This window comes from Bacillus sp. KS1 (assembly GCF_020075515.1).
Lineage (GTDB): Bacteria > Bacillota > Bacilli > Bacillales > Bacillaceae > Bacillus > Bacillus velezensis.
In genome coordinates, this window is the sequence record NZ_JACAWW010000023.1 from 1 (window position 1) to 11,846 (window position 11,846).

At 53.0% G+C, this 11,846-nt stretch carries 1 protein-coding gene and 1 pseudogene; both read left to right on the top strand.

From position 1 onward, the window contains the following. Nucleotides 1–3,009 (top strand): annotated as a pseudogene (srfAA, locus tag HWY38_RS17825) (surfactin non-ribosomal peptide synthetase SrfAA); the annotation flags it as partial. Between the two features lie 21 nt (nucleotides 3,010–3,030). After that, a partial coding sequence (gene srfAB, locus HWY38_RS19295) for a surfactin non-ribosomal peptide synthetase SrfAB (protein ID WP_411908478.1) occupies nucleotides 3,031–11,846 on the top strand: 8,816 nt, incomplete at its 3' end.

An 11,846-nucleotide genomic window follows, 5' to 3' on the forward strand; every position in this document is an offset into this window, starting at 1 on the left:
ATCGCGCGCATTCTCATGGACTGCGGCGTCACGGCTGACGAACGTGTCGGCATTTTGACGAAACCGTCCTTGGAAATGGCCGCGGGCGTACTCGGCGTCCTGAAAGCGGGCGCGGCATTTGTGCCGATTGACCCCGACTACCCGGAAGAGCGGATCAGCTACATTCTGCAGGACAGCGGCGCCAAGCTTCTTCTCACACAGGAAGCGCTGGACGTGCCGGAAAGCTACAAAGGAGAAACGATTCTGCTTGACGGCGGACGCTCCATTCTGAGCCTGCCGCTTGATGAAAACGATGAAGCGAACCCGCAGACAGAAACAACGGCGGATCATCTCGCTTATATGATTTACACGTCAGGAACGACCGGACAGCCGAAGGGTGTCATGGTCGAACACCATGCGCTGGTGAACCTGTGCTTCTGGCATCACGACGCATTCGCCATGACGGCGGATGATAAAAGCGCCAAATACGCGGGCTTCGGTTTTGACGCCTCCATTTGGGAAATGTTCCCGGCATGGATCATCGGCGCGGAGCTTCACGTCATTGACGAAGCGATCCGGCTGGATATCACCCGCTTAAATCACTATTTCGAGGAGAACGGCGTGACCATCACCTTCCTGCCGACGCAGCTGGCCGAACAATTTATGGAGCTGGAAAATACCTCTCTCCGTATGCTTCTCGTCGGCGGTGACAAGCTGAAGCGGGCGGTGAAACAGCCGTACACGATCGTCAACAACTACGGCCCGACGGAAAACACCGTCGTCGCGACAAGCGGCGTCATCAATCCGGAGGAAGGATCGCTTTCGATCGGACGGGCGATTGCCAATACGAGAGTTTATATTCTCGGCGACGGCGATCAGGTGCAGCCGGAAGGCATTGCCGGTGAATTGTGTGTGGCCGGCCGCGGTCTTGCGCGCGGATACCTGAACCGTGAAGAAGAAACGGCGAAGCGGTTTACCGCAGATCCGTTCGTGCCCGGCGAGCGCATGTACCGGACCGGCGACCTCGTCAAATGGAACGCGCAGTGCGGCATTGAATACATCGGCCGTATCGACCAGCAGGTCAAAGTGCGGGGCTACCGAATCGAGCTTTCAGAAATCGAAGTCCGCCTCGCCCAGCTTGCGGACGTTCACGACGCAGCGGTGACGGCGGTGGAAGACAAAGCGGGCAATACCGCGCTTTGCGCCTATGTCGCGCCTCAGCAGGACGATATTGAAGCGCTCAAATCCGCGCTGAAAGACACGCTGCCTGACTACATGGTGCCGGCGTTCTGGGTGGAGATGGACGAGCTTCCGGTCACCGCAAACGGAAAGATTGACAAAAAAGCCCTGCCGGAACCGGACATTGAAGCGGGAAGCGCCGCTTACAAAGCGCCGGAGACGGAGATGGAGACGCTGCTTTCAGACATTTGGCAGGAAGTGCTCGGTCTTGACCAGATCGGCGTAAGCGATAATTTCTTCACGCTCGGCGGCGACTCGATCAAAGGCATCCAAATGGCGAGCCGTCTGAACCAGCACGGCTACAAGCTGGAGATGAAGGATCTCTTCCAGCATCCGACCATCGAAGAGCTCGTCTCTTATGTGGAGCGGACGGAAGGCAAGCAGGCCGACCAGGGACCTGTCGAAGGCGAAGCGGCCTTAACGCCGATCCAGCGTTGGTTCTTTGAACGAAACTTTACGGACAAACACCACTGGAACCAATCCGTCATGCTTCACGCGAAAGACGGCTTTGATCCGGAGATAACAGAAAAAACATTACATGTCCTGACGGTGCACCATGATGCGCTCCGGATGATTTATCGTGAACAAAAACCGTATTACAGAGGGCTTGAGGATGCGTCTGTTGAACTGAACGTCTTTGAGCTGAACGGACCTGCTGAAGACCATGAGGACCGTATCGAAAGGGAAGCAGACCGTCTTCAAAGCAGTATTTCACTGGAAACAGGACATCTCTTGAAGGCCGGGCTCTTCCGGGCTGAAGATGGAGACCACCTTCTTCTCGCAATCCATCACTTAGTCGTGGATGGTGTATCTTGGCGGATTTTACTGGAGGACTTCACGTCCGTTTATACGCAGCTGAAGCAAGGCAATGAACCGGCGCTGCCGCCGAAAACACATTCATTCGCCGAATTTGCCGAGAGAATCAAAGAATATGCAAATACGAAGGCGTTTCTGAAAGAAGCGGATTACTGGAGAGAGCTTGAGGAAAAAGAGGTATGCACTCAGCTTCCGAAAGACAGGCAGTCTGGTGATCAGCGCATGAGACATACGAGAACAGTCAGCTTCTCTCTGACGCCTGAACAAACTGAACAGCTGACGACAAACGTACATGAAGCCTATCACACCGAAATGAACGACATCCTGCTCACGGCGCTCGGACTGGCGCTGAAAGAGTGGACGGGTGAAGACACGATCGGCGTTCATTTGGAAGGCCACGGGCGCGAAGACATTCTTGACGGCTTGAATATCACCCGGACGGTCGGATGGTTTACGAGCATGTATCCGATGATCCTTGAGATGAAGCACGCCGACGATCTTTCATATCAGCTGAAACAAATGAAAGAAGACATCAGACACATCCCGAACAAAGGAGTCGGCTACGGCATTCTGCGTTATGTAACGGCGCCTGAGCATAAAGAGAATCTTTCATTTGAGATTGATCCGGATATCAGCTTTAACTACTTAGGCCAGTTTAATGAGATGTCGGATTCCGGATTATTTACAAGATCCGGGATGCCGTCAGGACAATCGCTGAGCCCTGACACAGAGAAGCCGAATGCGCTTGATATTGTCGGATTTATAGAAAATGGGCAGATGACGATGACGTTTGCCTATCATTCTCTCGAATTTCATGAAAAAACCATTCAATCGTTCAGTGACAGCTTTAAAGGGCACCTCTTGAAAATCATAGATCACTGCCTGGCCCAAGACGGACCTGAGCTTACGCCTAGCGATCTTGGCGATGATGATCTGACGCTTGATGAACTTGATAAATTAATGGAAATTCTCTAACAGAAAAGACAGAGGTGACATATGAGCAAAAAATCGATTCAAAAGGTGTATGCACTCACACCGATGCAGGAGGGAATGCTGTATCATGCGCTGCTTGATCCGCATTCTTCCTCCTACTTCACACAATTAGAGCTTAGGATTCACGGAAGCTTTCAGCTGGAGCTTTTTGAAAAAAGCGTCAATGAGCTGATCCGGACATATGACATCCTGCGTACGGTATTCGTGCACCAGCAGCTTCAAAAACCGCGCCAAGTCGTATTGGCGGAGCGGAAGACGAAGGTGCACTATGAAGATATCAGTCAATTAGATGAAGCGCGCCAAACTGAGTATATCGAACGCTATAAACGCGGCGTGCAGCAGCAGGGCTTTCATCTGGCGAAGGATATTCTCTTTAAAGCGGCGGTGTTCAGACTCAGTGAGAAGGAGCTGTATCTCGTCTGGAGCAATCATCATATCGTCATGGACGGCTGGAGTATGGGCGTTTTGATGAAAAGCCTGTTTCAAAACTATGAAGCGCTTCGTGCCGGCCGGCCCGCCGGGGGAAGCCAGGGCAAACCTTACTCTGACTATATCAAATGGCTCGGGGGCCGGGATTATGAGGAAGCGGAACAATATTGGAGCAGCCGCCTGGCGGATTTCGAACAGCCGAGCCTGCTCCCGGGCCGTCTGGCAGCAGAAAAGAAAGACTACCAAAATGAAGAATATTCTTTTGTCTGGGATGAAGAGCTGGTCGCACAGATTCAGCAGACCGCCAACCGGCATCAAGTCACGGGGCCTAACCTGTTTCAGGCCGTTTGGGGTGCGGTGCTCAGCAAATACAACTATACAGACGATGTGGTGTTCGGCACCGTCGTATCAGGCCGTCCTTCAGAAATCAACGGCATAGAAACGATGGCGGGGCTGTTCATCAATACGATTCCTGTCAGAATCAAGATTGACAAAGGTGCAGCCTTTTCGGACGTGATGGCGGCAGTTCAGAAAAACGCCGTGGAAGCCGAGCGCTATGATTATGTGCCGCTCTATGACATTCAAAAGCGCTCCGCCCTGGACGGCAGCCTCTTAAATCATTTGGTCGCGTTTGAAAACTATCCGCTGGACAAAGAGCTGGAAAACGGGGGCATGGAGGAAAGACTCGGCTTTTCCATTAAAGTGGAACATGCTTTTGAGCAGACGAGCTTTGATTTCAATCTCATCGTGTATCCGGGAAAAACGTGGACTGTCAAAATCAAATACAATGGAGCGGCTTTCGCTCATGATGCCATCGAACGAACGGCGCACCATCTGACCCGCATGATGAAAGCCGCGGTCGGAACGCCTGACGCGCCCGTGCGGGAACTCGGCCTTGTTTCAGGCGAAGAAGAGCGGCAGATTGTTGAGGTATTCAATGATACGAAAACGGCTCTTCCGGAAGAGGAGGCCGTTCACCGTTTGTTTGAAGAACAGGCAAACCGGACGCCTGCAAGCATCGCGATAAAAGAAGCGGGACGCGAATGGACCTACCGTGAAGTGAACGAAGCGGCCAACCGCCTGGCGAGACACCTTGTGAAGAGCGGACTGGAAAAAGGCCGGACCGCCGCTATTATGAACGACCGGTCTGCGGAAACCGTTATCGGAATGCTTGCCGTCCTAAAAGCAGGCGGCGCATATGTGCCGATTGATCCGGCTTTTCCGGAGGACCGTCTCCGCTTTATGGCGGAAGACAGCTCGATTCGGCTCGTGCTGACAGTTCAGGACTATCAAGAACAAGCGGGCGCATTGCAAGTCCCGGTCGTCATGCTGGATGAAAGCGCGGATGAAACGGTAAGCGGAACAGACTTGAATCTTCCGGCCGGCGGCAACGACTTGGCGTATATCATGTATACATCCGGATCGACCGGCAAACCGAAAGGCGTCATGATTGAACACAGAAATATCATCAGGCTCGTCAAACATTCGAATTACGTGCCGGTTCATGAAGAAGACAGGATGGCGCAAACGGGAGCCGTCAGCTTTGATGCCGGAACCTTCGAAGTCTTCGGCGCATTGCTGAACGGAGCGTCATTGCATCCGGTGAAAAAAGAGACGCTGCTTGACGCCGGACAATTCGCCCAATTTCTGAAAGAGCAGCGGATCACGACCATGTGGCTGACGTCTCCGCTGTTTAATCAGCTTGCCCAAAAGGATGCCGGCATGTTTAACACGCTCCGGCATCTCATCATCGGCGGTGATGCGCTTGTGCCGCATATCGTCAGCAAAGTGAGAAAGGCATCACCGGAGCTGTCGCTTTGGAACGGCTACGGGCCGACGGAGAATACGACGTTTTCGACGAGTTTTCTCATTGATCAGGACTACGACGGTTCGGTCCCGATCGGGAAGCCGATCGGAAATTCCACTGCGTACATTATGGACGAAAACCGCAACCTCCAGCCGATCGGCGCGCCGGGTGAGCTGTGCGTCGGCGGAAGCGGAGTGGCAAGGGGCTATGTGAATCTGCCTGAATTAACGGAGAAGCAGTTTGTCCGCGATCCGTTCAGACCGGATGAAATGATATACCGGACGGGGGACTTGGCGAAGTGGCTTCCGGACGGCACGATCGAGTTTCTCGGCAGAATTGACAACCAAGTAAAGGTCCGCGGTTTCAGAATCGAGCTCGGCGAAATCGAGGCGAAAATCAGCCAGGCGGAGAATGTGACGGAATCTGCGGCTGTGATCCGGAAAAATAAAGCGGATGAAAATGAAATCTGCGCTTACTTTACCGCAGACCAAGCCCTTTCGCCGGAAGACCTGCGCAAAACGCTTTCGGAATCACTTCCGGAATATATGATTCCCGCGCACTTCATCCAGATGAATCAGTTTCCGCTGACGGCGAACGGAAAGATTGATAAAAAAGCGCTGCCTGAGCCTCAGGCTGAAGCCGTTCAAAAAGAATACGTAGCGCCGAAAACGGAAGCGGAGCAGAAACTCGCGGACATTTGGGAAGGCATTCTCGGTGTAAAAGCGGGTGTGACTGACAATTTCTTCACGATTGGCGGACATTCTTTAAAAGCTATGATGATGACCGCTAAAATCCAGGAGCACTTTCAAAAAGAAGTGCCGATTAAAGTATTATTTGAAAAGCCGACCATTCAGGAGCTTGCGCATTATTTGGAGCATGAGAGCGAGGAGGAACAGCAGTTTGAACCGATCCGACAAGCGCCTTATCAGAAGCATTATCCTGTTTCCTCAGCACAGCGCAGGATGTATATCCTTAATCAGCTCGGACAGGCCAGCACGAGCTACAACGTCCCTGCTGTACTTTTGCTGGAAGGATCAGTAGACAAAAAGCGTCTTGAGGAGGCCATGCAGGCATTAATCAACCGTCATGAGACACTGCGTACGTCGTTTGACATGGCAGATGGAGAAGTTGTGCAGACCATTCATAAAAATGTGTCGTTTGAGCTTGAAACCGCCGAGGGCCGGGAAGAAGATGCAGAAGAGCTGACAAAAGCCTTTATCAGGCCGTTTGCGCTCAACCGCGCGCCGCTTGTCCGTTCGAAGCTGATCCGGCTTGAAGAAGACCGGCATCTTCTGCTGATTGACATGCACCACATTATTACGGACGGAAGCTCAATGGGCATTTTCATCGGTGATCTTGCGAAGCTTTATCAAGGCACGGAGCTTGCGCTGCCAAAGATTCATTATAAGGATTTTTCAATCTGGCAGCGTGAAAAAGCAAATCTCGAACAGCACGAAGCCTACTGGCTTGATACGTTCAAAGGCGATCTGCCGGTGCTGGATCTGCCGCTTGATTTCCCGCGTCCTGCCGAGCGCAGTTTTGAAGGGGAACGCGTCATCTTCGGGCTTGATAAACAGGTGACGGCGCAGATTAAGAAGCTGCTGGCTGATACGGATACGACGATGTACATGTTCTTGTTAGCCGCTTTTCAAGTGCTGCTGTCCAAATATTCGGGTCAGGAAGACATCATAGTCGGGTCTCCGGCGGCCGGAAGACAGCATCCTGATCTTCAAGACGTGCCGGGCATGTTTGTCAACACAGTTGCGCTTCGGTCGCATCCTGCCGGCAAAAAAACGTTCAAACAATTTCTGGATGAGGTGAAAACGGCGAGCCTTCAAGCTTTTGAGCATCAAAGCTATCCGCTTGAAGAATTAATTGAAAAACTGCCGTTAACGAGGGACACAAGCCGGAGTCCGCTGTTCAGCGTGTTATTTAATATGCAGAACATGGAGATCCCGGCCCTGCGGCTCGGAGATTTGGAGATTTCTTCATACTCCATGCATCATCATGTCGCTAAATTTGATCTTTCCTTAGAAGCGGCTGAACGCGGAGAAGAGGTCGGATTGAGCTTTGATTACGCGAAAGCCTTATTTGCGGACGAAACCATCCGCCGCTGGAGTGCTCATTTTGTCAATCTGATTAAAGCCTGCGCCGAAAATCCGGATATTCAGCTGGCCGACGCAAGCCTGCTGTCCGCTCCTGAACGGGAAGCGCTCCTTTCTGATGAAAAACGTACGGAAGCGGAACTGCCTGAGGGCACTTTTGTTTCGCTGTTTGAACGGCAAGCGCAAAAAACGCCTGATCTCACGGCGGTTGCGGGCGGAACAAGTCTGACATATCGTGAGCTTGATGAACGCTCGAACCGGTTTGCCCGCCACCTTCAGGCTTGCGGAACGGGCAGTGAGGACATCGTGGCCATTATGATGGATCGTTCGGCCGACTTGATTACCGCGATTCTCGGCGTCATGAAAGCCGGAGCGGCATTTCTCCCGATTGATCCTGAGACTCCTGAAGAGAGAATCCGCTACTCTCTCGAAGACAGCGGAACGAAGCTTCTGGTCGTCAATGAGAGAAACATGACCGCGGCCGCCGTTTATAAAGGAAAAACGGTCGTAATGGAAGACGGAGAATGGCAGAACGAAAGCGCCGGCCGGCTTGAAACGAAGCCCGGCGCCGACCAGCTTGCCTATATCATTTATACTTCGGGAACAACGGGCAAACCGAAAGGCGTCCAGCTGGAGCACCGCAATCTAATCAATTATGTCACATGGTTCAGCCGTGAAGCCGGTCTGACCGAAGCTGACAAATCTGTGCTGCTGTCTTCTTACGCATTTGATCTCGGCTATACGGCCATATTCCCGATTCTTCAGGCGGGCGGAGAGCTGCACATTGTGCCGAAAGAGACGTACACCGCGCCTGATCAGCTTGGTGAGTATATACAGAAAAACGGCATTACGTATATGAAACTGACGCCGTCATTGTTCCATATGATCGTCAATACAGCCCGTTTTACGTCAGAACGCCGTTTCAGCCCGCTTCGTTTAGTAGTGCTCGGCGGAGAAAAGATCATCACGTCCGATGTCCGCAAGTTTCATGACGTGTACGCCCATACCGACTTCATCAATCACTACGGGCCGACGGAAACGACGATCGGCGCCATTGCCGGACGGATCAATATGGAGCGCCTTGATCAATATGAGCAGCGTCCCGTCATCGGCCGCCCGATCGCGAATACCGGCGCGCTTGTATTGGACGGAGCAATGCAGCTCGTTCCTCCGGGCGCAAGCGGCGAGCTTTATATTACCGGGAAGGGGCTTGCCAGAGGATATCTTCACCGTCCGCAGCTGACGGCGGAGAAATTTCTCTCAAATCCTTTTTCACCGGACAGCCTCATGTACAAAACGGGAGATGTCGTCCGCAGGCTTCCTGACGGGACGATTGAATTTATCGGCCGTGCGGATGATCAGGTGAAAATCCGGGGCTACCGCATTGAATTAAAAGAGGTTGAAACCGTGCTGTTAAGCGTAAACGGCATTCAGGAGGCGGTCGTTCTCGCAGTCAGCGAAGGCGGGCTGCCGGAACTGTGCGCGTACTATAAAGCCGGCAGCGAGCTGAAAGGCTCTGAGCTTCGTAAACGGCTTTCCGAAACATTGCCGTCTCATATGCTTCCGGCTTATTTCGTGCAAGTAGACCGCATTCCGCTCACAGCCAACGGAAAAACCGATAAAAACGCCCTCCCGAAACCGGGCGTCAGCCAAACGGCGCAAACAGCTTCAGCCTTGCCGGAAACGGAATTGGAGGAAAAGCTGTGCCGCATTTGGAAACTGACACTCGGTACGGATACGCTCGGCATCGACGATAATTTCTTCGATTACGGCGGGCACTCTTTAAAAGGCATGATGCTCCTCGCCAATATTCAGGCTGAACTGGACAAAACGGTTCCGTTAAAAGCGCTGTTCGAACAGCCGACTGTCCGCCTGCTTGCCGCATATATCGAAAAATCGGCGGTATCTGAGGGATATCGGATGATCACGCCGGCCGACAGTGCAGACGCGTACCCGTTATCATCCGCCCAAAAACGGATGTACGTCCTGAACCAGCTTGACCGAGAGACAATCAGCTATAATATGCCATCCGTTCTTCTGATGGAAGGAGAAGTCAATATTTCAAGGCTTCAGGAAGTCCTCAATCAGATGATCAATCGCCACGAATCTTTGCGGACGTCCTTTATCGATCAAAACGGCCGCCCGATGCAGCAGATCGCAGAACAGGCTGACATTGACCTGCACATCTTTGAAGCAGCGGATGAGGAGAAAGTGGATCTTATCATTCAGGCATTCATTAAGCCGTTCGATTTGAGTGCGGCTCCGCTCATTCGGGCCGCTCTTGTCAGACTGAATGAAAAGAAACACCTGCTGCTGCTGGATATGCATCATATTATTGCCGACGGCTTGTCCAGAAGCATGCTGGTCAAAGAGCTCGCTCACCTTTATAAAGGGGGAAGTCTGCCGTCGCCGAACCTGCACTATAAAGACTTCGCCGTCTGGCAGAATGAACCTGAGCAGGCCGAACGGATGAAAGACCATGAGCGTTATTGGCTCTCCGCATTTTCCGGCGAGCTTCCTGAATTGAATCTGCCGACTGATTTTCCCCGTCCGCCGGTCCAAAGTTTTAAAGGACAATCCGTCCGTTTCAGAGCGGGGCGTGAAACGGAAAAAGCGGTGCGTGAATTAATGGAATCATCGGGAGCGACTCTTCATATGGTGCTTCACGCCGCGTTCCATGTCTTTTTGAGCAAAATCACGGGGCAGCGCGATATCATTATCGGCTCGGTGACCGCCGGAAGAACGAGCGCCGAAGTTCAGGAGATGCCGGGGATGTTTGTCAATACGCTTGCGCTTCGCAATGAAACGCGCAAAGAGCAGACCTTCGCCGGGCTGCTCGAACGGGTGAAACAAACCAATCTCGACGCGCTGGCGCATCAGGATTATCCGTTTGAGGATCTGATCGGAAAGCTTGACCTGCCGAGAGATATGAGCCGAAATCCGTTGTTCCAAGTCATGGTGACGACAGAAGATCCGGATAAAGAAACACTGGAACTGGAGAACCTGCGCATCACTCCGTATGAGTCGAACCAAGGCACGGCGAAATTCGATCTGACACTCGGCGGGTTTACGGATCAAGAAGGCCTCGGTCTTCAGTTTGAATATGCGGCTGATCTGTTTAAAAAAGAAACAATTGAAAAGTGGAGCGCCGGGTTCCTGCGGATTCTGAAGCAAGCGGCAGAAAGCCCGGACAGAAAGCTGCCTGAGATTTCACTGATCAGCGATGCTGAAAAACAAGCCCTCCTCAACGCGTGGAAAGGAAAAACAATTTCTGTGCCGCGGGACAAAACGGTTCACCGTCTCTTTGAAGAAACGGCCGCCCGCTACGCGAACCGGCCGGCCGCGGCATACAACGGCGCGAAGTGGACGTACGGCGAGCTGAACGCAAGGGCGAATCGCATCGCGCGCATTCTCATGGACTGCGGCGTCACGGCTGACGAACGTGTCGGCATTTTGACGAAACCGTCCTTGGAAATGGCCGCGGGCGTACTCGGCGTCCTGAAAGCGGGCGCGGCATTTGTGCCGATTGACCCCGACTACCCGGAAGAGCGGATCAGCTACATTCTGCAGGACAGCGGCGCCAAGCTTCTTCTCACACAGGAAGCGCTGGACGTGCCGGAAAGCTACAAAGGAGAAACGATTCTGCTTGACGGCGGACGCTCCATTCTGAGCCTGCCGCTTGATGAAAACGATGAAGCGAACCCGCAGACAGAAACAACGGCGGATCATCTCGCTTATATGATTTACACGTCAGGAACGACCGGACAGCCGAAGGGTGTCATGGTCGAACACCATGCGCTGGTGAACCTGTGCTTCTGGCATCACGACGCATTCGCCATGACGGCGGATGATAAAAGCGCCAAATACGCGGGCTTCGGTTTTGACGCCTCCATTTGGGAAATGTTCCCGGCATGGATCATCGGCGCGGAGCTTCACGTCATTGACGAAGCGATCCGGCTGGATATCACCCGCTTAAATCACTATTTCGAGGAGAACGGCGTGACCATCACCTTCCTGCCGACGCAGCTGGCCGAACAATTTATGGAGCTGGAAAATACCTCTCTCCGTATGCTTCTCGTCGGCGGTGACAAGCTGAAGCGGGCGGTGAAACAGCCGTACACGATCGTCAACAACTACGGCCCGACGGAAAACACCGTCGTCGCGACAAGCGGCGTCATCAATCCGGAGGAAGGATCGCTTTCGATCGGACGGGCGATTGCCAATACGAGAGTTTATATTCTCGGCGACGGCGATCAGGTGCAGCCGGAAGGCATTGCCGGTGAATTGTGTGTGGCCGGCCGCGGTCTTGCGCGCGGATACCTGAACCGTGAAGAAGAAACGGCGAAGCGGTTTACCGCAGATCCGTTCGTGCCCGGCGAGCGCATGTACCGGACCGGCGACCTCGTCAAATGGAACGCGCAGTGCGGCATTGAATACATCGGCCGTATCGACCAGCAGGTCAAAGTGCGGGGCTACCG